This is a genomic window from Pseudomonas gingeri (assembly GCF_013386165.1).
Taxonomy (GTDB): domain Bacteria; phylum Pseudomonadota; class Gammaproteobacteria; order Pseudomonadales; family Pseudomonadaceae; genus Aquipseudomonas; species Aquipseudomonas gingeri_C.
The window spans coordinates 100,986-125,654 of the sequence record NZ_JACAOS010000033.1 but is presented as its reverse complement, the minus strand read 5'-3'; the positions used below and the strand labels follow the sequence as shown (position 1 = coordinate 125,654).

Below are 24,669 nucleotides of genomic sequence, written 5' to 3'. Positions count from 1 at the left end.
GCGGCTCACGTGCGGTGAGAAACTGTCGGGTTTCATCGGGCTGGCACCGGTTGTAGAAAACCGCTGCGCTGGAAGTAGTCCAGGTAGGTGGTCATCATCGAGCTGTCCAAGGGCTTGCAATGGATCCCCGATCCGGCGAGGGCGGCTTCCAGTTGCGAGGTTCCGAAGGTCAAGGTTGCCCCGGTTTGGCCGACATCCGGCGACGGTTCATGTTCGGCAAACAGCATCAGGTACTTGGCGAGTTCGTTTTCCTCACCGCGTTCCACCGCGCCGACGACTTCCCGGTACCAGTCCTTGTAAGGCAGGTCGCGCAGGGGGTAGCCGCAATCGCGGATCATGTCGATCACGTCCTGCCAGTGCAGGCGGCGCGCACCAGTGAGGTGGAAGGTGCCACCTTGGTGCTGGCCCTTGAGGGCGACGTGCGCGACGACGGCAGCACAGAAGTCGACGGGAACCATCTCCAGTGTGATGTCGAAGGGCAGGGCGGCGTCCGCCTGGATACAGCCTTTGATGACCGCGTTGAGAAAGGTATCGCTGGAGGCTGCACCGCTGCTCTGCGAGCCGCAGATCTGGCCGGGGCGATAGATACAGACCGGCAGGCCACGCTCACCGGCCTGAGTGACTAGGCGGTCGGCGACCCATTTGGTCTGCTGGTAGCCGCCCAGCACGTGCTCAGGGCTGTGCAAGGGACCTTCGCTGTAGTGATGTTCGCCGCTGAGCACCGGAAATACGGCCAGGGACGAAATGTGGTGAACTGGCTTGGTCCGCGAGCGGCAGGCAAAGCGCAGGACCTCCAATGTACCCAGCACGTTGACAGGCTTGAGCTGCCAATAGGATTGAGCGTAGTTGGAGAGGGCGCCATTGTGGACCACTAGCTCGACAGACTCCGCCAAGGCCATGTAGGTCGCACGGTCCAGGCCGAACCATGGCCGTCCGATATCGGCGGCGACACCGTTCAGGCGTGCCGCGTCGGCTTCGTGCCATAAACCGTATTCGGCCATGTTCTGTCGAATACGGGTATTGGCCTGTTCGGCATCGGCGGCGCGGACCAGCACATCGATGACGGCTTGTGAGCGATCCAGCAGCTCGCGCAGCAGAAAGGCGCCGGTGTAGCCGGTTCCTCCGGTCAACAGCAGCCTGCTATAGGACACCACGGACGTGAAGGTCCCAGGCATGATGTCGGCGGGTAACAGGGCCTCCTCGATCAAGGCCGAGGTAGCCATGCTCCGCTTGCCCGGGGTGGCAGACGCAATGCCGGAGCGCGAGACATCGAGCATCTGAGCGAGCGCATGCACCGTCGGCTTCTCGAACAGCTGGCGCAAGCTGAGCGAGGTGCCAAAGGTTTCACGCACCCGGGCCATCATTTGCACCGCACTGAGCGAGTTGCCACCCAAATCAAAGAAACTGTCCGTGATACCGATTTTGTCGACCCCCAGCAGGTCGCGCCAGATCTGCACCAACTGGAACTCATCGGCGGTCCCCGGAGGGTGATAGAGTTGTGCGCCCGAGGCACGCCCATCTTGTGTCAGGTCGACCGCCGGCAGGCGTTTGCGATCTACTTTGCCATTGGGCAGCTTGGGCAACACGTCCAGCAGCACGAAGCGTGAGGGCAACATCGCCGGTGGCAGGTGTTGCCTGGCAAATTGACGCAGTTGGGTTCGCACTGCCGACTGAGTGACGGACGCGAGGGGATTGTTTGTACGTGTCGACGTATTCAAGAGGTTTGCTCCAAGGATACGGCAGCGGGGTGAATATCCGTTTGTTCTGCGGGCTGGATGCGATGCCGGGGGAGCGAAAAGCGCGCATCGAAGCGATCCATCTGATCCTGCTCCTGTATCAGTAACTGAACCTCCAGGCCCAGGCGTTCTGCCAGGTTGGCGACGTCCTCTGGATCAATCGCGTTCGAATCCTCGACTAGCCACAACTGGCGCTCCAGTTCCCATGCAATGGTGCAGGCCGGTACTTCTGCCAGTAAGCGCAGCAGTGCCAGCGGCTTGACTAGGCGCAGATTGGGGATACCGGTGATGGTCAGAGGGGCAGTGCCGAGCCGCGAAAGCGACTGTTCCAGCGCGGTCAGAGTCGCAGGCTGCTCGGAGCTGCCCCAGGCACGGCTTGTTCCAGGCTCACGGGATTTCTGGCCGGGCTGAGCGATTAGTGAAACGTCATACCGGAATAGGGTCAGCTCGTTGAGGGCATGACCGCGCTTCAGCTCGATGCGAGTCTCGGCGACGGTCCCCAACTGGTTGGCTAGTTCGATGAAGTGACTGGGCGCCAGACAGAGTTCACCTTCCTCCTTGACGTTGCGGGCGATAGTGCTCATCAGCTCGGCCGCCGTTGTCAGCGGTTCGGCCTTTGCCAACTGGACGCTGGCGTGGAAGGCTTCCAGCAGTCCGAGATGGCGGACATCGCCGATAAATACCTGGCCCTGGGGGCTGACAATTCGCACTGCCTCACGCACTACCCGTTCCAGGTACTCGCTACTTGGAAAGTACTGGACCACCGAATTGATGACGATAGTGTCGGCCGTACCGGTGCCGATTGAAGATAATTCACCTGCATCGCCCTGGACGAGTTCAACCCGACAGTGGGCATGATCAACCGTCGACAGGCTTTGCCGGGCAGCGGTCAATGCGGTCTGTGATACATCGATGCCCAGGTAGGCCTCAACCACCGGAGCCAGGTTGCGCAGCAGCAAACCGACCCCGACCCCTACGTCAATCAGAGAGCGCGGGTGCAAGTCACGTACACGGGCGACGGTGTGATGCAACCACTCCTGCATTTCGTTGAGTGCAATGGGCTGCCCGGTGTAACTGCTTGCCCAGCCTGCGAACTCACTCCCCGGTACATGGCTGACGCCGCTGTGCGGGTTAGCATAGGCACCCTCCCAGATATCGCCCCAGCGCAGAACGTGGGAGTCTTGCGCCCGCGTATCGGCCGGATTGGCCTGCACGGCGAGATAGGCGATCAGCTCGTAACCGGTAGCGGTTTCAACGGGCACCACAGCCACGGCAGTCACATCCGGATGCCGGGACAGGACGCTTTCTACTTCATCCGGTTCGATGCGGTGACCGAGAATCTTGACCTGGCGGTCGATCCTGCCGAGCAGTTCCAGCGTACCGTCGGTTCTCCAGCGCGCACGGTCGCCGGTGCGGTAAATTTGCCCGCCACCCTGCGGATGGAGCGGGAAGCGCTCGGCGGTCAACTCCGGGCGTCCCAGATAGAGCCCGGACACACCCTCACCGGCGATCCAGAGTTCTCCCGCCACGCCAATGGGCTGACGCTGCATCTGAGCATTCAGTATCAACACCTCGGTGTTAGCGATGGGTTGGCCGATCGGGATCAGGCTGCTCTGCCCATTGCGCTGTAACTCGTGCACTGTCGACCAGATGGTGGTTTCGGTCGGGCCGTACATGTTGAACACGCGGGTGCGGGGCAGGGCAGCCAGCAGACGGTCAGCCAGCCCGGCAGGGAATGCTTCCCCGCCCACCAGAAGTGCCCGTGTGTTCTCCAAGGCGGCCAGTGCCTGGGGTTCTGCACACACTGCGGCAATCAGTGAAGGAGTCCCCTGTACCAGGGTGACCGCATGCCGACGACACAACTGCGCGAAGCAATGGTCGGCATCGGCCACTTGCGCATCATGCAGTTGCTTGAGCCGGCCAAGGGTGGCGATGCCTTGCAAGGCGTCATCGGTGGCAACGCCGAAGTCCACCAGGCACGCCACTTCATCAGCACCAGCGCCAGCAAGGGCTCGCAAGGTCGGGCTCACCGACTCCGGAGAGCCAAATAGGCCAGATCGGTCGAAATAACGATCGACCGCCATATCCAGGACCGATTCGATGTCTTCCTCGGTCATGAGTTCGGGGTACTCAACCCCCATGCTGGAGAACAGCATCCGCCACAGCTCCGTGGACGTGCGCAGGTACTCCCTGAACGGTCCGCGTGCCCGGCTGCGGGCCAGTTCAGCGTCTTCATCCAGGTAGGTATGGACCATCACGGTCACGCGTCCGGGGCTGGCGTGTCCCGCTGTATTCCGGGCGCTGCGATAGGCGCTGATCTTTCGCGCGAGTTCGTCGATGTCCTGGCCCAGCAGGTGGGTCAGTAGATTTGCTCCGCTTGCGCCCGCACGCTCGAAGGTTTCAACCGCACCAGCCGATGTCAGCCACATCGGCGGTTCTGATTGGACGGGGCGTGGAAAAATGCGCAGCGCCACGCGTTCCCCGTTGCCATTGACTCGTTCGAGCGCCTCGCCTCGCCAGAGACGCTTGAACTCGTCGATTTGCTCAAGCATCTGCTGTTTGCGATTGCCATAGGCCTCTGGCGCCAAGGCAAAGTCATTGGCGTTCCAGCCTGAGGCGAAAGCCAGTCCGACCCGTCCCTGCGAGAGGTTGTCGACCAGCGACCACTCTTCTGCCAGGCGCAACGTATCGTGCAAGGGGGCGACAACGCTACCGCAGCGTATGGCGATCCGCTGAGTCACGGCCGCCAGCGCGGCGGACATGACTGACGGGTTGGGGTAGAGCCCGCCAAATTCGTGGAAGTGCCGCTCCGGTGTCCATATGGCTTCCAGGCCCATGGCGTCCGCTGCCTTTGCCCCTTCGATCAAGAGGCGATAACCTTCCTGGCGCTGATCATCGGCAGCACCTGCCGAGAAAAAGAACAGACTCAGCCCCAGAGGGCGTGCCGCGACTTGTGGATCTGGCGCCAGGTTCTGGATGATCCGTTCCCCGGCAACCACTACCTTGGCCCCTCGTACCAAGGGCCAGAGCAATTCCAGTACGGAGATATCAAAGGACATACTGGTGAGTGCCAGTACGGTATCTTGTGCCGTGCATCCGATACGTCGGTCCATGCCTTCGAAAAAGTTGGTGACGTTGCGATGGCGAATGACCGTGCCTTTGGGTAAACCGGTTGAGCCGGATGTATAGATCACGTAGGCCGTGGCTTCGGCGTCCAGATCCAGGCGGGGACGATGGCTTGGACGCTGCGAAAGGGTGGCTTTGTCACGGTCGATCAGTACGTTGTGTTTGACCAGATCAATAATCTGGCAGCTCTGCTGCGCGATGAGGGCGGCCAGGCCGGAATCCTCGGCGATGAAGGCCAGACGCTGATAGGGATATTCAGGGTCGAGCGGTACATAGGCGCAGCCGGCCTTGAGCACGGCGAGGATCGCCATCACCATATCGATGCCCCGGTAGAGGCTGACGCCTACCAGGCTCCCTGGCTTGAGCCCTCCCGCGATGAGATGGTGGGCCAGGCGATTGGCTTGAGCATCGAGTGCCAGATAGCTGATTTCGCTATCGCGGTGGGCCAGTGCGATGGCATCAGGGGTGCGGTCGACCTGCTCTTCGAACAGGCCGTGCACAGTAGCGGCTCGGTTGAAATCGACGTCTGTACGGTTCCAGTCATCAATCCTGGCCTGTTCAGCTGGCTCCATCAGTGCCAGTTCGGCGACCGATTGCTCACCCTGTTCCACAAGGGCACTCAGTGCTTTGCCGTAATAGCCGGTGAGCCGGTTGCAGAAAGCTTCATCCAGGGTGTTCAGGTCACAGTCCAGCCATGCCCGCAAATGACCGCTGACTGGGTCGATCAGGAAATTCACGGCCAAAGGGTAGTTGGTTTCTGCCACACCGATACCATGACGAATCAGCGCGCCGTTGGCGTCTCGGTGTTTCCACAGGCTGTGAAAATCGATGAAATTTACATAGCTGTCCAGCTGAAGGCCATCGGCCAGTTGTTCAATCTCGGTAAACGGGAAGCGCCGATGGGGGGCCGCATCGCGTTCGAAAGCAAAGGCTAGCCGAGCCAGGTTGAGCAGGCTTTGCTCCCGGGTGTCGATGCACAGCGGCAGTGTATTAAGGAATACTCCCAACACGGCGTCACCGCCGTCCTCTTCCAAGCGGGCATTGACCACCATTCCGGTGACCACCTGCTCTGTGTTACCTACTAGGCGCTGGACGGCTAGGTGGGCCGCCGCTAACAGGCTTTTCAAGGGCAGGGCTTGTGCTCGTGCCACTTGCTGCAATTGGTCCAGTAGTACAGGCGCAACGCTAACTTCGAACGCCTTGTGTCGAGTGGCGTTACTGCCCAAGGTTTTGTCGCTGGCACGTGGCAGGAGGGTAGGTTCGCTGCCAACCAGCCGCTGCTGCCAGAAGTCCCGCGATGATTCGTCAAGCAGGGCCTCGCGCTCGGCCGCCACGAAGTCGCGGTAGGAGGATGGCAACTGAGGCAGCCAGAGGTCCTGGCCTTCCAGTGCCGCGGCGTAACGTTCAATGATTTCTTCCAGCATCGCCGCATCGCTCCAACCGTCGAGGATGACGTGGTGTTCGATCACGGACAGCTGGAAGGCATCGGCTGCGCGAAGGTGGACGGTGAAGGCCATCAAGGCGGCGTTGGACAGTTCGAAATGATGATGCTTGGCTTGATCGACCCAGGTTGCCAGGTGCATGTCGATCGCGGCTGAGGGCTGTCCTAGCAGGGTCTCAATCACTTCAACGGGCGCGGTGGCGTGCTCCTGCACCAGTTGCAAGGGCTCGCTGAAGGTTGAAAGGTCGAAGCGCGTACGTAGTACCGGATGCCGCTGCACGGTGGCGGCGATGGCGTTGCGCAACAACGTTTCGTCAAAGCGGGTGCCGATATGCAGGCTGGTTACCACCCGGTATACCGAGCTGTCCCGGGCCAGCTCCGCGTGGTAGATCATCCCGCCTTGCATCGCGGACAGAGGATAGGCATCCACCAGGCCGGCCGGCAGCCGTGAACGATCTTGGGGACGCAACATATCGAAAGGTTCAGCACGGATGACCGGTATTTCACGGTTGAACGGTCGCAGATGCGTGGCCAACTGGCGCAGGGTCGGGTAGTTGAAAACGTCCTGTACGTTGAAGCTGTAACCCTGTTGTTCGGCCAGCGAGCGGGCGCGGATGGCGAGCATTGAATCTCCCCCCAGCGCAAAAAACGACAGCTCGGGATCGGGCGAGTCGATGCCCAACAGGTTCTGCCAGATAGCGCCCAGCAGATGTTCCTCAGGCGTATCGAGTGACAACACGGCGCGGGTTTGCTCAATCATTGGCGCCGGCAATGCACCACGATCCAGCTTGCCGTTTCGAGAAAGGGGCAGTGCATCGAGAAATACGAAGTGCTGCGCGACCATGTACTCAGGCAGGCTGATCGACAGGTGATCAACCAGCTCTTTTGTCGACGGGGTTTGACTGGCGCTGGCGACAACATAGGCCACAAGACGAAGCTCTCCGAGTGGCGGCTGCCAGGCGGTCACGGCTGCCAGCGCAACGCGCTCGTGGCTCATCAATACGCTTTCGATTTCCCCGGGTTCAATACGGAATCCGCGGATCTTGACTTGGTCGTCCATGCGTCCGAGGAACTCGATGGCGCCATCCCGACGGTAACGAGCCAGATCACCGGTGCGATAGACCTGGCCCTGGCCGTCGGCATCAGGCAAGAACCGCATGGCGTTGATTTCCGGCCTATTGATGTAGCCCAGCGCAACCTGTACACCACTGATGTACAGCTCGCCCACGGTCCCGATTGGGACCGGTTGCCCGGCCTCGTCGAGGATGTGCAAACGGGTATTGGCAACCGGGTGGCCAATGGGTACCGAGCCCTGGGCATCGGATGCCGAACAGGTCCAGTGGGTAACATCGATGGACGCTTCGGTCGGGCCATAGAGGTTGTGCAAGGCAACTGCGGTCGATGGGGGGAAGGTGTCGAAGAAGGCTTTTACGGTGCCTGCGCGCAGCGCCTCGCCGCTGCAAAACACACGACGTAATGGTATGGCCCCTGACAATTCGGGCTCTTCGAGAAAGAGATCGAGCATGGAGGGCACGAAGTGCAGGGTGGTTACTCTGTAGTCACGAATCAGCTGAGCAATGCGACGCGGGTCTTTGTGCGCACCGGGTTCGGCCAGTACCAGTTGACAGCCAAACAGCAGCGGCCAGAAAAATTCCCAGACCGAGACATCAAAGGTGAACGGGGTCTTTTGCAGCACGCAGTCGTCAGCTTGCAGCGAGTACTGCTCCTGCATCCAGAGAATGCGATTCACCACCCCTCGATGGGGAACCTCGACCCCTTTGGGTTGCCCGGTCGACCCCGAAGTGTAGATGACATAGGCGGCGTTCTGCGGGTTGGCGATGTGCTCCAGGGGAGCGCCTGGATGGGGCAGGTCCGGCAGGGTCCGATCGACACAGAGGGTCCGGCATCCACTGCTCTGCAGTGCCGCGAGGGTATTGCTCAAGGTGCTGCGGGTCAGGACCATGACCAACTGGGCGTCCTCGACCTGAAAGTCCAGGCGCTCGCTCGGCAGTTCCGGATCGAGTGGCACGTAGGCGGCACCGACTTTAAGGACGGCGAGCAGAGCGATGACCATCTCCAAAGAGCGTACATCGCAGACTCCCACTCTTTGCCCGGGCCGTACCCCCAAGGTAACCAGATGGGCGCTCAAGCGATTGACCTCGCTTTGCAACTCGCCATAGGTCAGTGTGCCGGAGGGGCCGGTGACCGCAATGCGATCCGGCGTTCGCTGTGCTTGTTCGTCCCAGAGCTGATCCAGGCTGCGGTTCAAGTCATAGGGGCGTTCAGTCGCGTTCCATTTCGCCAGTAGACTGTGTTCGACGGGTAATAGGCCATCGACTCCATGGATGGGCTGATCGGGCTCTGCGTTCAGTAGCGCACTCAGTACTTGCAGAAAGCGATCCTGATGAGCTTTCAGGTCCGCCTGGCTATAGCGCCCCGGGTTTGCGTCGAAAAACAGTTGAAGCCCGCTACCGTCGGCTCGCCCGTAACAGCCGATCAGCAGGTCCTCCACCGGGCCGGTCGACAGATAGTGCGGGATGGTCGGGCAGTCGCCGAAGCGAACATCCTGGTCAAAGGAAATGACGTTGATGACTGGCCCGCTCAAGCGACTGCGCGCACCGCTACGCTGTTGATCGCGGTGCAAGGCCTCGCCACGGTAACGCTGGTGGGCGAGCGCGAAGCCGATGTTACGTGTGATGTCGTGCACCAGTTCCTTGAAGGACGAATGGGCACTCACGTTCAGGCGCAGTGGCAGTTCATTGGCCAGCATGGTGGGTGTCGAACGCGCGGCAGCGTTCAAACGCGCAGAAACGGGCAAGGTGAGCAGCAGGTCATTGCTGCTGCTTAGCTTGCGGATATAGATCGCGATGGCTGTGATGATCAGCACCGACCAGCCTGTACCGGTGGATTTAGCACGGGCTTGTAAGGCTATTTCCAACGGTTTGGGCAGTGGAGCGCTCAGGCGCCGCATTCCGCGGTTGGACAGGGCAACGTTATCGGACAGCTGCAAGGCCGCAGGCGGTTGCAGTAGCTTGTCCAGCCATGCCTGCCGATCGTCCTCATGTCTGGCGCTTGCCTCATACTCGGCTTCGTCTGCCAGAATCACTGACAGTGGGTGGGCGCTGGAAAGGGGGTATTGCTGTTGGGCCGACAAGGCACTGTATATTTCACCGATACGACGCCAATAAAGGGTCTGGCCGTAGCCATCCATCAGGATATGGTGGTAACGAAGGTAAAAGAATGAATGCTCTGGGCCCAGCTTGAACAGCGCATGCAGGTGCAGTTGAGAGTGGACGAGGTCTTGGGCAGTACCCAGGTCGCGCTTCATCCATGACAGGGCCGTTTGCTGAGCATCAGGTTGCTCGCTTAGGTCAACGACTGTCAGCGGCTGAGGGCTATGTGGATCAATGATTTGCCAGGGCTCACCCTGCTCCTCGACGAACCGTACCCGTAACGCCTCGGTCTCCTGCAACGCAAGGACAATTGCCTGCTGAAGAAGATCGGTATCAATGGCTCCCACAATCTCAAGATAGCCCGCACAGTTATAACGAGGGTTACTGGGGTCTATGCGCTGTGCCACCCACACTCCGCGCTGGGCGGTGGATAGAGGGAGGGCAGGGTGAGACCCGACAGAGAGCGGGTAATGATGGCTATTCATTTTTCAAGGGAATCCTGCGTGGTTTCAAGTCGATGTCGACAACACTGAAAAAGAGCGAGTGGGTAAACTTTGTTTACTGTCTAAAACAACCTGACGGCCGGCCTACAGAGCATTGTGAGAGCACCAAGAGTGAGGGTGTTACGCACGATGAGCGAGAGGCGTGCTTTTCCTGAATACTATGAATTCGTTTTGAAGAGAGGCGCGGATGAGCGGGAGGTTATATTGAGCGCGGTTTTAGTCTGCTCATCAATTTCAATCCAGAATGCCAGCACTGGTTTGCTATCGATCAATTGAGGCGCTGACACCCTGTGAACACTGACGCCCATACGCCGCAAGAGACGTTCGTTGCCCACGGCAGAGAAGGCGATTAAACGACTGGCGCCGAGTTGGATGGCAGCTGAAACAGTTTCTGCCACTAGTGTGCAAGTGTTTTTCCAGGCCTGAGCTGTATTGCTACTGGGCTCGTTAAGCGGTGTCGCGGAAAAACGAGAGAGTTCCCAGGTGTCGGCGGAATTTGGAAGCGGGATATCGCCCATCAGTTCCGGAAATATTTCACGGAGCAAATACGGGCGCGTAGTCGGGAGTAACCGAGCGCACCCGCAGATCTCGCCGCATTGATCTTTGGCAATGACGTAAACAGTATCCGTTCGATCAAATTCGTCCACTTCCTCTCCATTCTTGGAGGGGAGCGGCCAACCTAGTTTTTCGAGGAATATCTTGTAGCGATAGGAGGCGAGTGCCGTCTCCACGCGCGAGCCTAGCTCCGCGGCTGTGCCAGTTATGGTCTGTAGCATGCGACTCTCGGACTGTCTAAATTGGATCCATAGTTAGTCACAAGAGATCAATCAGTATAAGCTGCCCATTTGGGCAGGGTGCGCTCAGTGGGGCCGGGGTACCCCACCTTGCCAGGGTTGGCTATGGAGCCAGGTCGTAATGAGTTCTTCAGTCAGCTTGGCGCCGAGGTCATAACCGTTGGGGGTGCGTAACATGACGTTGGAGCTGATGCCTCCAGGAGCGATCACGGGGGTAGCGGAGTGGGAGTGGCATAACCAACTCCAGCCCAGACTGACCCTTGGTATGGTACGTTCCCCGGTCCATTCGCAGTACCCGGCTGACTCGACACTGAGACCCAGGCCTCGAAGCTCTTCTAACAGAGAGGAGTCAGGCCAGGCGATATCCTGCTTCAGTGACAAGGTGCAGAAGTCGCTGAATGTCATGCGAATGTATCCGTCTGGAGCCAGCATAGTCGTTCTCGATTGATATCTACAGGTTGCGAAATGATCGCGCTATTCACAAGGATGGGAGCAGACTGATGAACCATCAAGTTTTTTGATGCCTAGGCAGGGCTACAGTGGAGGATCCTACGCAGGGTGTCACGGGTTTGGAACGGCACTTTCGTACCAATATGTAACAGGGTGAGAAATTTGGACGAGTTTCGCGAAAGGATTTTTAGCTTGTGTACGGAGTCAGAGTCGGAGTTTGTATTATTTGATGGATTGAAAAAGGTTGCGTCCGAGCTGGGGTTTGAACACTGTTCCTATGGTATGCGCATACCGATTCCTGTCACCGCTCCTGATTTTTATCTCCTGTCAGATTTTCCGAAAGTTTGGGAAGAGAAGTACGTCAGTAATAATTATTTTGCAATTGATCCTACGGTACAGCATGGATTAAGACACAGCACGCCGCTGATTTGGTCAGCGACCAATCCCATTGGCCGGCGGGAGTTCTGGGAAGAGGCGCAGCAAGTAGGGTTATGTAACGGTTGGTGCATGCCGGTGCATGGTGGTTTCGGTTCGGTCGGCTTGTTGTCCTTGATGCGCTCTGCAGAGGTACTGAGCGAAAAAGAGATGTTTTCGAATGAAAAGAAGATGATGTGGGTGGCGATGAATGTGCATTCCACGATGGCCAATTTGATCACTCCCAAGCGGGTGCCCGAAGCCACTCAGGAACTGACCTCTCGCGAGCAGGAAGTGCTGAAGTGGACGGCAGTCGGGAAAACCTACAGTGAGATTGGTTGTGTCCTGTCGATTGATGCCCGCACCGTAAAATTTCATCTGGTCAATACGATGCGTAAGCTCAATGCGGCCAACAAGACCGAGGCGGCAGTCAAGGCGTATATCCTCGGGCTGCTTCATTGAGGAGGGACCCAGAAGGGTGACAACGGCATGTACACACAGGCAGGTGCAAGCCGTTCCTTCGGCTTGCGCCTGCCCGATCCAGTTCTCTCAGCGGCTGTCGACGAATTTTTCGTAATTAACGACGGCCACGCACCCGCTCACAGCGTCGTCTAGACGGCTTTTTTGATCAGCCCGAAGATCCTTCAGCACGATGCCCAACAACCCACTGAAACCGCACGCCTGGCCAAGGAGCAGGGGACCAGCGACTGGCGTTGGGTACAACGCTGTTTTGAAAAGCTGGGTCTGCACCACAAGAGCGAAGAGGGCATGAACATCTGGGTCTGTGAAATCAAAGGCCCGCGCAAAACACGCGACATCAAGGGCTACCTGCTCAAGGACCCGGGCCTGATTTTTACCGAGAAACCCTATGATAATCCTTACCTGACGCTGAAGGAGTCGCCCTAAAAAAGAGGTCTTCATTCAAGGGAGGGCTGGCATTGGGTCAATCCGTTCTGGTGGTTCCTCTGCGCAGAGAGCTTGGAATATCGCGATGAATCATCGTGTACGCAAGGCTTTGAAGCATAGGATTAGGGGCAGGGACGTTGTGTAGAAACTTACACCGTGGGTGCACTTCATTTGGAAAATAAACGGCTTCCACCCTGTGTTTTCTGGGGCCCTGCTGGGGTGTGAAGGTTTTGTCTCCAGATACTGATTCAGGCATTCGACCATCAAGTGATCATTCCCCGTGATCCGAAATCATCTATGCGTGCTGTATGAACTGGCCAGCGGCATACACCCTTTCCATCGTCTGGACGCGCTCAAGGCCAGGGACCAGGGCCTGTACCGAACCTTACGACGCCCGGCACAACTGCCGCGCCCGCTCTGGCCTGCCTTGCGCCAGGCGTTGAGCTTCGACCCCGAGCAGCGCACCATCGATGCCGATCAGTGGCTGGAGGCGTTTCGCAAGGTTTCGTTCCAGCGTCGTTGGCCGCGTTTCTGGCACCGTTCCTAGCCAAGGAACTGGGCTCAACGTCGCCCAGTGCGCGTACTGACATCCACCCATACGGCCAAAACCAGAATGCTGCCTTTGACGATCATCTGCCAATAGCTGTCGACGTCGAGCATGGACATGCCGTTGTCCAGGCTGGTGATGACCAGCGCGCCGAGGAGGGCACCGTAGACGGTACCCGAGCCACCGCGCATCGAGGTGCCGCCAATGAAACAGGCGGCAATGGCGTCGAGTTCACCCATGCTGCCAGCCGAAGGCGAACCGGCTGCCAGACGCGCGGTATTGACCACGCCGGCGAGGGCGCACATCACGCCCATGATCCCGAAAATCCACAGCTTCACGGCCTGTACATTGATACCGGACAGGCGCGTTGCCTCCATATTGCTGCCCACGGCATAGATGCGGCGACCGAACACGGTCTGACTGGCAACGTAGCTGAACACACCCAGCAGAATCAGCAGAAGCAGGACCGGCACGGGAATCCCGTCATAGCTGTTGAGCGTCTGGACGAAGCCGGCCAGCACGGCGCCGATCAATAACACGCGTATGACGTCGCGCACCAGGGAATGCGCCGCCAGACCGTGAAGGGCGCGATTGCGCCGTTGTTTCCAGGTCAGGAACACCGTCAGCGCGAACAACAGAACACCCAGGCCGGTGCCGATCGTGTGGGGCAAGTAACCCTGGCCGATGTACACCAGCTCCGGCGCTACCGGAGCGATGGTCGTGCCGCCGGTAATCCCCAGCAAAATGCCTCGGAAAGCCAGCATGCCGCCCAGGCCGACGATGAAAGAGGGTATGCGCAGATAAGCCGCCATGTAGCCGTTGGCGAGGCCGATCAACAATCCGCAAAGGGCGACCAGGCTCAGGTTCACCAGGAGTGGAATGTGATAAATCACATCGAGAATGGCCGCCAGGCCACCGAGCAGGCCCAGCAATGAGCCGACCGACAAATCGATCTCGCCACTGATGATGACCAGCACCATGCCGCAGGCGAGAATGCCGGTGATGGACATCTGGCGCAACAGATTGGAAAGGTTGCGCGGGGTGAGAAATCCGCCCTCGGTCTGCCAGCTGAAAAACAGCCAGATCAACACCACGGCAAACACCAGCGCGAGCATTTTGTAGCGGGTGAACAGTTGTTTGACCTGATTCATTTACGCGGATTTCCGATCATTATTGTTATGGCTGCCGGGCTGGCTGAGTGCGGCAGCGAGCACCTGTTCCTGGGTGAGTTCATGGTTGACGAAGTCGCCACGCAGCTGGCCCTCGCCGATCACCAGCACGCGGTCGGAAACGCCGAGCACTTCGGCCAGCTCCGACGACACCATGATGATTGACACACCCGCGGCGGCCAGCGCGCCCATCAACTTGTAGATTTCGTATTTGGCGCCGACGTCCACACCTCGGGTGGGTTCATCGAGAATCAGCACCCGGGGGTGGGTCAGCAGCATCTTTGCCAATACCGCTTTTTGTTGATTGCCTCCCGACAGGCTGGTGATCGGCAGGAACGGGCTCGCGGTCTTGAGGTGCAGGCGCGAGATTTCCCGATCAATGCTGCCCAGCTCGGCTTCAGCATCGATGCGGGTCAGTTTCGAGTAACTGTCCAGCACGGCCAGGGTAATGTTGTGGCCGACACCCAGGTCCGGAATGATGCCTTGGCGCTTGCGGTCTTCAGGCACCAGGCAGACCCCCGCACGGATCGATTTGAGTGGCGTGCGGGTGTCGATGTGCTGACCGTCCAGCCAGACTTCGCCCTCGTGGCGACCGGGGTAAGCGCCGAACAGCGCGGTCACCAGTTCGGTGCGGCCTGCGCCGACCAGCCCGGCGATGCCGAGGATCTCGCCACGCTTGAGGACGAACGAGATATCGTCGACACGTTTGCGCCTGGGGTTGTCGACGTCGTAGCAGGTGATGTGACGGGCCTCGAAAATCACTTCGCCAACATCGTGGGGCTCGGTAGGGTAGAGGTTGCTCATTTCCCGTCCGACCATCTGGGTGATGATCTGTGGAATATCCATGTCGGCCATGGCCGTGGTGGCGATATGTTTGCCGTCACGGATCACCGAAACGGTATCGCACACGGCGGCCACTTCATCGAGCTTGTGGGAGATATAGACACAGGCAACCCCCTTGGCCTTGAGGTCGCGGATGATGTCCAGCAACACCTCGATTTCCGAACGGCTCAAGGCCGATGAAGGCTCGTCGAGGATCAGCAGGCGTGCCTTTTTGTTCAACGCCTTGGCGATCTCCACCAGTTGCTGATAGCCGCCGCCGTACTGCGAAACCGGCAGCGATACATTCATGTCGGGGACTTTCAATTCGCGCATCAGGGTTTCGGCGCGGTGGATCATCGCGGGGTAATTCATCCGCCCACCGGGCAGCGTCAGTTCATGGCCCATGAAAATGTTTTCGGCCACCGACAAGTCCGGAACCAGCGTCAATTCCTGGTGAATGATGACGATACCGGCGGCTTCCGTCTCGCTGATGGATTGGGCCGTGAGCGGTTGCCCGTCCCAGAGGATTTCACCGTCCCAGGTGCCGTGGGGGTAGACCGCCGAGAGGATCTTCATCAGCGTGGACTTGCCGGCGCCGTTTTCGCCGCACAGTCCAACGCATTCACCCGGTTTGACCTTGATGTCGATGCCGTTGAGCGCTTTGACACCGCCAAAGGTTTTGACGATACCGTTCATTTGCAGCAGATAGTCGGACATGGCGAGGGCTCATATAACAAGGACTCAGACACCGTTAAGCCTGTGGCAGCGAGCCGGCTCGCGAAGGGGGTTCAGCTTGCGGCGAGAGTGAAGGTGCCGCCTTCGCGAGAAAACCCGCTCCCAGGGCCTTGATCACTTCCCGGCAATTTGCGCCTTGGTGTAGAAGCCGTCCTGTTCCAGCAGGTCGATGTTGTCCTTGGTCAACGCAGTGGGCGTGAGCAGGATGGTGTCGACTTTTTTGCTGCCGTTGTCGTACTGCGAGCTGAAGGCGGGTTTTTCGTTGCGCGCCAGTTGCACCGAGAGCTTGGCCGCTTCGGAGGCGATGAGTTTCAGTGGCTTGTACACGGTCATGGTCTGGGTGCCGGCGATCACTCGCTTGACCGCTGCAAGGTCGGCGTCCTGCCCCGAAATCGGCACCTTGCCGGCCAGCTGCTGAGCGGCCAGTGCCTGGATGGCGCCGCCTGCCGTGGCGTCATTGGAGGCGACGATGGCATCGATTTTGTTGTCGTTGCGGGTCAAGGCGTTTTCAACAATGCTCAGCGCTTCGGTCGGGTTCCACTCCTTCACCCACTGTTGGCCGACGATCTTGATATCGCCCTTGTCGATGGCCGGTTGCAGCACTTTCATCTGGCCTTCGCGCAGGACTTTTGCGTTGTTGTCGGTGGGCGCACCACCGAGCAAAAAGTAATTGCCCTTGGGCGCAGCGTGCAGCACGCCGCCGGCCTGCATCTCGCCGACCTTTTCGTTATCGAAGGAAATGTAGGCGTCGATATCGGCGTTGAGGATCAGTCGATCATAGGACACGACCTTGATCCCGGCTTTCTTCGCTTCGGCCACCGCGTTGGTCAGCACCGTGGCGTTGAACGGCACGATGACGATGACATCGACGCCCCGGGAAATGAGGTTTTCGATTTGCGAAATCTGCTTTTGCTCATTGGCATCGGCTGACTGTACGAAGACCTTGGCATCCATTTTTTCTGCCGCCGCGACGAAATAGTCACGGTCACGCGACCAGCGTTCCAGGCGCAGGTCATCAATGGAGAAACCGATTTTCGGGTGGGCGGCGTCAGCCATCACCGGCAGTGACAGCAATGCCAGGGCAGTGGCCAATAGCGTGCGTTTTACGTTCTTCATGGTGGGGCGTCCTTTTATTGTTGTTTGAAAGACACGGCCTGACGATGAGTATCGGGCTGGTAAAACTGTAGAGAGTCCGCAGGTGCCGCAGGCACAGATTTGTCGTGGAAATGTCACCGCGTGGATGCGCCCGCAGACTCCGTGGGCGATCAGCGATAGATAAACCGATTGACGATGTTTTCGAGCATTTCCTGCCGGCCACTGACGGCCTGCGGATTCAGCTCGTGGGCGAAGGCGTGCTCGGCCAATGACTGAAGGTTGAACTCACCCGCCAGCAGCGCCTGCCCGAACGGTTGCTGCCAGCCGGCGTAGCGTTGATCCTTGAGTTGTTGAAGCTGGTCGTTCTGCACCATGGCGGCTGCGCGCTCCAGGGACAGGGCGAGAACGTCCATGGCGCCGACGTGGCCATGGAACAGATCAATCTGATCGAGGCTTTGGCGGCGGACCTTGGAGTCGAAATTGAATCCGCCATTCTTGAACCCGCCGGCCTTGAGGATTTCATAGGTGGCCAGGGTCATTTCTTCGACGCTATTGGGGAATTGATCGGTGTCCCAGCCGTTTTGCGGATCGCCCCGGTTGGCGTCGATGCTGCCGAAAATCCCCAGGGAGACGGCCGTCGCAATCTCGTGATGGAAGCTGTGACCGGCCAGGGTGGCGTGGTTGGCCTCGATGTTGACCTTGATTTCGTGTTCCAGCCCGAACTGCTGGAGAAAACCGAACACGGTGGCGCTGTCGTAATCATACTGGTGCTTGGTCGGCTCCTGCGGTTTTGGTTCGATCAGCAGATCGCCGGTGAAACCGATCTTGTGCTTGTGCTCGACCACCATGCGCATGAAGCGGCCCAGTTGTTCGCGTTCACGCTTCAAGTCAGTGTTGAGCAGGGTTTCGTAGCCTTCGCGACCGCCCCACAACACGTAGTTGGAGCCTTTCAGGCGCTGGGTCGCGTTCATGGCGCTGAACACCTGGGCAGCGGCACAGGCGAATACTTCGGGGTCGGGGTTGCTCGCGGCACCCGCCGCAAAGCGTGGATTGCTGAAGCAGTTGGCGGTGCCCCACAGCAGCTTGATCCCGCTTTCTTCCTGATGTCGCTCCAGGTGATCGATCATCTGCGCGAAGTGGTTGCGATACTCCTTCAGTGACTGGCCTTCCGGGGCGACATCGGTGTCGTGGAAGCAGTAATAATCGATCCCCAGTTTGGAGAAGAACTCGAAGGCGGCTGCCGCCTTGCCGATGGCTGTTTCCATCGGGTCGCCGGGGTGTTGCCAGGGGCGCTTGAACGTACCCGCACCGAACACATCGGAACCTGGCCAGACGAAGGTATGCCAGTAACAGGCGGCCATGCGCAGATGTTCGCGCATCGGTTTGCCGAGGATGAGCTTGTCGGCGTCGTAGTGACGGAAGGCAAGGGAAGAGTGGCTGTCTGGGCCTTCGTAGCGGATCGGGTCGACATCGGGGAAGTACGGCATTGGCCATGTCCTTGTTGTTCTTGGCGGTGTTTCGATACTAGCAACGGCACCGTGTCTGCTGATTATGAAAAACACCAATGCAGAGTGCGATTTTGCGTATTGAGCTTCCTCGCCGACGCGCCTAGTCTGTGCACACCGCCTCGGCGAGAAAGGGGCCCGGGACCTGCGTGAACACAATGAAAACCGTACCGCCCGTACACCGCATCGCACTGTTGTTCAACGGCAGCAAGATCTACGACCGTGGCATCATCAGCGGCATCGGCAACTACCTGAGCAGCACGCGCGCCTCCTGGGACCTGTTCCTGGAAGAGGACTTTCTTTGTCGCTTGAGAGGGATCGAGCGTTGGCAGGGTGATGGGATCATTGCCGACTTCGACGATCCGTTGATTGGCGAGGCGCTGGCCGACATCCACCTGCCGGTAGTAGCGGTAGGGGGTTCGTATGAGGACAAAAGGGCTTATCCGCAAGCGATTCCGTATGTCGCCACCGATAACAACGCACTGATCACCCTCGCTTACACGCACTTGATCGAGGCGGGGCTGCAGCGTTTTGCCTGCTTCAGCCTGCCTGAAGCACAGGCCAATCGTTGGGCTCAGGAGCGGGAAAAAGCCTTTCGCAGGCTGATGCAGCGCGACGGCTTGCACGCTGAAATCTATCGCGGCATGGGCACGAGCGCACCGCTCTGGGACAGCGCCGTCGAGCAGTTGATCGCCTGGTTGCAGAGTCTGCCCAAGCCCATCGGCATCATCGCGGTCAGTGACGCCCGCGCCCGTCAGTTGCTGCAAGCCTGCCTGACCGCCGGCATAGCCGTGCCGGAGCAGGTGGCACTGATTGGCATCGACAACGACCCGCTGACCCGCAGCCTGACCCGGGTTCCCCTGAGCTCGGTCATTCAGGGCACCGAAACCATGGGCCGTACCGCCGCACAATTACTCCACCAGATGCTCCACGGCATGCCATCCACCGGCACGCAAATCCTGATCCCTCCTGATGCTGTCAACGTGCAGGTGTCGAGTTTGCACCAACCGTTGGGTAACCCTTATGTCATGCAGGCGCTGCTGTTTATCCGCCAATATGCCTGCCAAGGCATCAAAACGGCGCAGGTAGCGGCTTTTGTCGGCGTGTCGCGCTCGTCACTCGAAGCGCATTTTCGCACGGAACGAGGCTGCACCGTGCACGACGAGATCCTGCGTTTCAAACTGGCAGCGGCCACCAGTGGCCTGAAAAATACCGACTCGGCGATTGCCGACGTTGCGCGCGTCTGTGGCTTTAAATCTGCTCAATACCTGCACACGGTGTTCCGGCGAGAGTTTGGCTGTACGCCGCGTGAGTATCAGCAGGGGGCGCGATAATGAAGGGGCTCGACTTTGGAGGTTGAACCGCTTTCGCAAGCTGTGACCTGCTTATCGACGCCATCGGCCTCTATGACTGAACCAGGCCCGGCCCCCCGGACAACACCCTCTCCAGATACTGCGACGGCGTGCTGCCCAGCAGGCTGCGGAACATATAGATAAACGCACTCGAGCTGCGATAGCCCAGGCCCTGGGCGACATCGTTGATGGACATGCCCTCGACCAATCGGCACATCGCCTCGTCGACCCGCACCTGCAAGCGCCAATGGTGAAAGGTCACGCCGGTTTCTTCCTTCATCCGTCGGGCCAGGGTTCGTGAGCTGGCACCGATGCGTTCGCCCCATTCCTCCAGGGTGTCGTTGTTGTCCGGGCTTTGCAGGATGGCATCGCACACCCGGCGCAGCCGGCGGTCCAGCGGCATCGGCAGGTTGTTGGTTTGCCGCGACGCCTGGGCCAGCAGGTGGATCAGCAACCCCGAGGCCTGCTGCCGGGGCTGCTCGTCCAGCGTCGGCTGGTCATTGAGCATCAGGATCAGCTCGCGCATCAGCGGCGTCACCGTCAGCACACAGCATTCATCCCAGTGCCAGGGGACGGCGTGCCGGTCGAGATAAACGGAACGCATCGAGATATCCCCGACCATCCGCACTTCATGGGTGACGCCAGCCGGTATCCATAACGCGCGCATGGGCGCCAGGGTCCAGGCGCCGGTTTCCGTGGAGACGCGCATCAAGCCGCGCGGCGAATACATCAGTTGAATGCGCTCATGGCAGTGGGGTTGCTGCCGGGCGCCCGAGGCGTAGTCATAGGCCCTGACGACCAGGGGAGCGGCGTCGTCAGCAAATTCCTTGTGCGGGGTCATGGCTGCTTTTTGGGCGCGAGGGTCGTGAGTGGCAGAAAAGCGCCAATTCTGTCCTTTCATCGATACAAGTTGTCCTGAAGCCAAGTAAACAGACTGGCAAAATTAATGCAAATGAATCGCATTTTCAAGTGCTGGAGCCAATGACCCCATGAGCAGAAGTAAGATTGAACGCTTTGCGCCCGCGCGCTTGATCCCGTACAGGTATAGCCGTTCTCTGATGTTCACCCCGCTTTTGCTCGTGCCCCTGGCACTGGTTACCCCATGTGCGCAGGCCCAGACTGCTACGGAAACGGTGTTGCCGCAAACCCGGATCGTCGGCGATCAGATCACACAGGATAGCGCCGCGACTGAAGATACCGATACCTACAAGCCCGCCCTGGTGACCGTCGGCAAGGTGCCGGTGGCGCCCAAGGACCTGCCGGCCTCGGTCTCGGTGATCACCCGCCAGCGCATGGACGACCAGGCCATGACCAGCGTCGACGATGCCTTGCGCAACACCCCGGGGATCACCGCGGTGACTTATGGCGACGGCACCAGCTATTTCCAGTCTCGCGGTTACCCGGCCGAGGTGCAGTTCGATGGCTTGCCCGCCAATAACGGGCTGCAGTACCTGCCACAGTTCGACCTGGCGCTGTACGACCGGGTCGAGGTCCTGCGCGGGCCCGCCGGGTTGCTGCAAGGTTTCGGCAACCCCGGCGGTACGGTCAACCTGGTGCGCAAGAGCCCTCAGGACGTATTCGGGTTGACCGGCGCGGTCTCCGCGGGGTCCTTGAACACCTACCGTACCGAATGGGACGTGACCGGCCCGCTGACGGACAGCGGCAATATCAAGGGCCGCCTGGGTTTCAGTGGCCAGAACGGCAAGAGCTTCGAAGACGCGGGCCAGAATGGGCAGGGTCTGGTCTATGGCTCGCTGGCCTTTGACCTGGATGCGGACACCAAACTGACGGTCGGTGCCGCGCACCAGGAAATCGCGCTGAATGGCGTGGACTATGGTCTGTCGACCTTCACCGACGGCAGTTTTGTCAGTGGCAAGCGTTCAGGCTTCTACGGCAGCGACTGGAGCTACGCCGACACCAACATGACCGAAGTCTATGCCGATCTGCAGCATCACTTCGGCAACGATTGGCAGAGTCGTACGGCGATCAACTATCGCACTTCGGCCGTGGCTGCCAAGTACGGTTACGTCGACGGCCCGGTCAATCTCGATCGCACGGACGATTATTGGCTGCAGCGCCAGCAGGACAATTACCGCTGGATCGGTGTCGACTCCTATGTCAACGGACCTTTCCAGCTGTTCGGGCGCACCCATCAGCTGATGTTCGGGGTCAACTACGCCGAGAGTCATCAGCGCAGCCTGTCGGGCGGCACCGATGGCGGTACGGTCAATATCGACAGCATCAATGTCGCCAACCCCTATATTCCTTACGGCTCCGGGACCACGTCCAACACCTCGCAATATGGCGTCTACGGCCAGGTCACCTTCAAACCCACGGATGAGCTGTCGTTGATCCTTGGCGGTCGTCAGGACCACTATGAAAGTTCGCGGCAGAGCTTCCTGCCATCGACCCAGCCGACGGTCAACGACCCTGACCAGAACAAGTTCACGCCCTATGCCGGCGTCGTGTATGGCTTGACCCCCTGGTTGTCGGCGTACGCCAGTTACTCGGATATTTTCACGCCGTCCCAGGCCTTCCAGACCACCGTCAGCGGTGATGTGCTCAAACCGCGTACCGGCCATCAAGCGGAACTCGGCCTCAAGGGCGATTTCCTCGACGGTCGGCTCGGTGCCTCGGTGGCGGTGTTCCAGATCGATGACCAGAACCGTCCGGTGGCCGACGATGCCAACCCAGGTTCCTGGCTGGCCCAGGGCAAGGCCCGCAGCAGCGGCTTTGAAGCGGAAATTACCGGCAAGGTGTTGCCGAACTGGGATGTGCAGGCGGGCTATACCTACCTGCAGACCAAATTGCTGGGCGCAGAGGCCAGCGATGGCAGCAGCAATATCCAGGACCCGGAAGAACCCAAACACCTGCTCAAGCTCTGGAACACCTACCACTTCGAGGGTGACACCCTGAACAACTGGCGTGTCGGCGGCGGCGTCCGTACCCAGAGCCGCACCACCCGCAACGAAATCAGCTATCAGGGCGGTTACGCCGTGGTGGACGGCCTGATCGGCTACAAGATCAACAGCCATCTCGACCTGGCCTTGAACATGAACAACGTGTTCGACCGGACCTACTACGCGCGCGTGCCTTCCAGCTACTACGGGTTGTATGGCGAGCCGCGCAATACGACGCTGACCCTGCGGGTGAAATACTGATCTCCCATGACTTCGACTAGACAATCTGACCACCCAACACCTGGCCAAGACCCTCGGCCAGGAGACCCCACCACGCCGTTCGCCTTGCTGCTGACGATGCTTCACGGCGCTCGCGGACTGCTGTTGCTGGCGGCCGCGGCCAGCCTGATCAGTGGTTTTGGCAGTGCCGCCATGGTGGCGCTGATCAACCAGGCGCTGTCGGCGCAGGGCGATGAACTGGGTGCGCTGGGCCTGCGCTTCATGCTGCTCGGGGTTGCGGTGCTGCTGCTGCGCCTGCTTTCGCAGACCCTGTTCATGTACCTGGGGCAGCGGGCCAAGGCCAGCGTGCGCCTGCGCACCATCCGGCACATCGCCCATGCCTCCTACGCGCACCTTGAGCGTTTTGGTGGCGGGCGTCCGCTGGCCATCCTGACCGGTGACCTGGATACGCTGGTGGTGCTGTTCATCAACCTGCCGACGATCATGATGCAGAGCACGGTGATCATCGGTTGCCTGGCTTACCTGGGCTGGCTGTCCTGGCAGATCCTGTTGTTTGCGCTGCTCGCCATCGCCATCGGCGCGGTGGGCTTCCTGCTGGTCAACAGTCGGGCACTGGACCATCTGCGCGGTTCCCGACAGCGTGAGGACGATCTGATCCAGCAGTTCCGTGCACTGTTCGATGGGGCCAAGGAACTCAAGCTGCACCGTTCCCGGCGTGACGCGTTTATCGACGACACGCTGGCGCCGCATATCGAGTCGGTGCGGGTGCAACGCACCTTGGGTTACGTGTTGTTCAGCGCGGCGTCGAGTTGGGGCAACCTGGTCCTGTTCGCCTTTATCGGTTTGACGCTGTTCGTGCTGGCGCGCAGCTACGGTGTCGATCATCAGGTGATGTCCGGTTACGCGATGACCTTTCTCTACATGATCCTGCCGATCGAAGGCCTGCTGGCGGCGCTGCCGACCCTGGGCTCGGCGCGCATTGCCCTGGAGCGGATTGCCCGGCTGGAGGCGCAGTTGCCGGTCGAGATCATGGGTGAGCAGGGCGCTGACACGGGCTTTCAACGCATCGAGTTGCAGGCCCTGACGCACCGCTATTTCCGTGAAAAGGAAAACAGCTACTTCATGCTCGGCCCCGTGGACCTGACGTTTGCGCCGGGCGAGATCACTTACCTGATCGGCGGCAATGGCAGCGGCAAGACCACCCTGGCCAAGCTGCTGGTGGGCCTTTACGAGGGTGAGAGTGGCAGCGTGCTGCTGGACGGTCAGCCGGTCGAAGCGGCGACACGGGATGCCTATCGCCAGCGCTTCTCCACGGTGTTCAGTGATTTCTTCCTGTTCGACACGCTGCTGGGGGTGATGCCCGCGCATCTGGAGCCACAAGCCCGAACCTTGTTGAAGGCGCTGCAACTGGAACACAAGGTGAGCATCGAGGACGGTGCCTTTACCACCCTCAATCTTTCCCAGGGGCAACGCAAGCGCCTGGCCTTGTTGGTCGCGTTGCTCGAAGACCGGGCTTTCTATGTCTTCGACGAATGGGCGGCCGACCAGGACCCGGCGTTCAAGGAAGTGTTCTACAAAAGCCTGCTGCCCGACCTGAAAGCTCGGGGCAAGGCCGTGTTGGTGATCACCCACGATGACCGTTATTTCGCCTTGGCCGATCGGCGTATCAAGTTGGAAATGGGCCAGATCGTGACAGAGCTGCCCGGCAGCGTCAGTGTAGAGGAGCTATCCGTTCGATGAACATGATTGAGCCGCGTTCCG

At 59.6% G+C, this 24,669-nt stretch carries 15 protein-coding genes; 6 read left to right on the top strand and 9 right to left on the bottom strand.

The genetic code is table 11. The features are described 5' to 3' along the window. Window positions 1–32: 32 nt before the first annotated feature. From HX866_RS33045 to HX866_RS34990, 4 genes are all read right to left on the bottom strand, one after another. Window positions 33–1,718 carry a thioester reductase domain-containing protein gene (locus HX866_RS33045; protein WP_218179829.1) on the bottom strand — a complete coding sequence of 562 codons (1,686 nt, stop codon included), beginning with the start codon at window positions 1,716–1,718 and terminating at the stop codon, window positions 33–35. Continuing rightward, window positions 1,715–9,961 carry a non-ribosomal peptide synthetase gene (locus HX866_RS33040; RefSeq protein WP_256345059.1) on the bottom strand — a complete coding sequence of 2,749 codons (8,247 nt, stop codon included), beginning with the start codon at window positions 9,959–9,961 and terminating at the stop codon, window positions 1,715–1,717. The genes HX866_RS33045 and HX866_RS33040 overlap by 4 nt, the downstream gene beginning before the upstream one ends. A 176-nt stretch (window positions 9,962–10,137) precedes the next feature. Next, window positions 10,138–10,755, bottom strand: coding sequence for an acyl-homoserine-lactone synthase (locus HX866_RS33035; protein WP_177097141.1), 618 nt, complete (start codon window positions 10,753–10,755; stop codon window positions 10,138–10,140). 84 nt (window positions 10,756–10,839) lie between these two features. Beyond that, window positions 10,840–11,205 carry a DUF4902 domain-containing protein gene (locus HX866_RS34990; protein WP_371319310.1) on the bottom strand — a complete coding sequence of 122 codons (366 nt, stop codon included), beginning with the start codon at window positions 11,203–11,205 and terminating at the stop codon, window positions 10,840–10,842. A 180-nt stretch (window positions 11,206–11,385) separates the two neighbouring features. Between HX866_RS34990 and HX866_RS33025 the strand changes: the two genes are divergently transcribed. The 3 genes from HX866_RS33025 (at window position 11,386) to HX866_RS33015 (ending at window position 13,090) form a co-directional block, all read left to right on the top strand. Further along, complete coding sequence (locus tag HX866_RS33025; protein WP_177097137.1) at window positions 11,386–12,099, top strand: LuxR family transcriptional regulator; 714 nt, start codon at window positions 11,386–11,388, stop codon at window positions 12,097–12,099. A 162-nt stretch (window positions 12,100–12,261) separates the two neighbouring features. Next, entirely contained in the window at window positions 12,262–12,543 is a 282-nt protein-coding gene (locus tag HX866_RS33020; protein ID WP_256345058.1) for a conjugal transfer nickase/helicase domain-containing protein, read from the top strand. A 280-nt stretch (window positions 12,544–12,823) separates the two neighbouring features. Continuing rightward, window positions 12,824–13,090 (top strand): hypothetical protein, encoded by a 267-nt coding sequence (locus HX866_RS33015; RefSeq protein ID WP_177141201.1) that lies wholly within the window; start codon window positions 12,824–12,826, stop codon window positions 13,088–13,090. Window positions 13,091–13,104: 14 nt separating this feature from the next. On the opposite strand, the gene HX866_RS33010 is transcribed toward HX866_RS33015, so the two are convergent. From HX866_RS33010 to xylA, 4 genes are all read right to left on the bottom strand, one after another. Further along, window positions 13,105–14,241 (bottom strand): sugar ABC transporter permease, encoded by a 1,137-nt coding sequence (locus HX866_RS33010; protein WP_177097133.1) that lies wholly within the window; start codon window positions 14,239–14,241, stop codon window positions 13,105–13,107. Then, on the bottom strand, window positions 14,242–15,798 hold the full coding sequence (gene xylG, locus HX866_RS33005; protein ID WP_177141200.1) for a D-xylose ABC transporter ATP-binding protein: 1,557 nt from the start codon (window positions 15,796–15,798) through the stop codon (window positions 14,242–14,244). A 132-nt stretch (window positions 15,799–15,930) separates the two neighbouring features. Then, the gene (gene xylF / locus HX866_RS33000; protein WP_177102566.1) at window positions 15,931–16,932 is read right to left on the bottom strand and encodes a D-xylose ABC transporter substrate-binding protein; all 1,002 of its coding nucleotides are present in this window, start codon (window positions 16,930–16,932) and stop codon (window positions 15,931–15,933) included. 149 nt (window positions 16,933–17,081) lie between these two features. Continuing rightward, complete coding sequence (xylA, locus tag HX866_RS32995) at window positions 17,082–18,398, bottom strand: xylose isomerase (RefSeq protein ID WP_177097127.1); 1,317 nt, start codon at window positions 18,396–18,398, stop codon at window positions 17,082–17,084. 176 nt (window positions 18,399–18,574) lie between these two features. Here xylA and HX866_RS32990 point away from each other — a divergent pair, with 176 nt between their 5' ends. Next, a complete protein-coding gene (locus tag HX866_RS32990) occupies window positions 18,575–19,750 on the top strand; it encodes a XylR family transcriptional regulator (protein WP_177102720.1) in 1,176 nt (391 codons plus the stop codon). Between the two features lie 70 nt (window positions 19,751–19,820). On the opposite strand, the gene HX866_RS32985 is transcribed toward HX866_RS32990, so the two are convergent. Continuing rightward, on the bottom strand, window positions 19,821–20,609 hold the full coding sequence (locus tag HX866_RS32985; protein WP_177123772.1) for an AraC family transcriptional regulator: 789 nt from the start codon (window positions 20,607–20,609) through the stop codon (window positions 19,821–19,823). A 217-nt stretch (window positions 20,610–20,826) separates the two neighbouring features. Here HX866_RS32985 and HX866_RS32980 point away from each other — a divergent pair, with 217 nt between their 5' ends. Further along, entirely contained in the window at window positions 20,827–22,929 is a 2,103-nt protein-coding gene (locus HX866_RS32980) for a TonB-dependent siderophore receptor (protein ID WP_177141199.1), read from the top strand. 6 nt (window positions 22,930–22,935) lie between these two features. After that, on the top strand, window positions 22,936–24,648 hold the full coding sequence (locus HX866_RS32975) for a cyclic peptide export ABC transporter (RefSeq protein ID WP_177141198.1): 1,713 nt from the start codon (window positions 22,936–22,938) through the stop codon (window positions 24,646–24,648). The last annotated feature ends 21 nt before the right edge of the window (window positions 24,649–24,669 follow it).

Bases quoted from the DNA above. Each gene is read 5' to 3' on its own strand.
- xylG (WP_177141200.1), bottom strand. From the start codon at position 15,798: ATGTCCGACTATCTGCTGCAAATGAACGGTATCGTCAAAACCTTTGGC.
- HX866_RS32990 (WP_177102720.1), top strand. From the start codon at position 18,575: ATGAAAACCGTACCGCCCGTACACCGCATCGCACTGTTGTTCAACGGC.
- HX866_RS33010 (WP_177097133.1), bottom strand. From the start codon at position 14,241: ATGAATCAGGTCAAACAACTGTTCACCCGCTACAAAATGCTCGCGCTG.
- HX866_RS33040 (WP_256345059.1), bottom strand. From the start codon at position 9,961: ATGAATAGCCATCATTACCCGCTCTCTGTCGGGTCTCACCCTGCCCTC.
- HX866_RS33035 (WP_177097141.1), bottom strand. From the start codon at position 10,755: ATGCTACAGACCATAACTGGCACAGCCGCGGAGCTAGGCTCGCGCGTG.
- HX866_RS32985 (WP_177123772.1), bottom strand. From the start codon at position 20,609: ATGACCCCGCACAAGGAATTTGCTGACGACGCCGCTCCCCTGGTCGTC.
- HX866_RS34990 (WP_371319310.1), bottom strand. From the start codon at position 11,205: ATGCTGGCTCCAGACGGATACATTCGCATGACATTCAGCGACTTCTGC.
- HX866_RS32980 (WP_177141199.1), top strand. From the start codon at position 20,827: ATGTTCACCCCGCTTTTGCTCGTGCCCCTGGCACTGGTTACCCCATGT.
- xylA (WP_177097127.1), bottom strand. From the start codon at position 18,398: ATGCCGTACTTCCCCGATGTCGACCCGATCCGCTACGAAGGCCCAGAC.
- HX866_RS32975 (WP_177141198.1), top strand. From the start codon at position 22,936: ATGACTTCGACTAGACAATCTGACCACCCAACACCTGGCCAAGACCCT.
- xylF (WP_177102566.1), bottom strand. From the start codon at position 16,932: ATGAAGAACGTAAAACGCACGCTATTGGCCACTGCCCTGGCATTGCTG.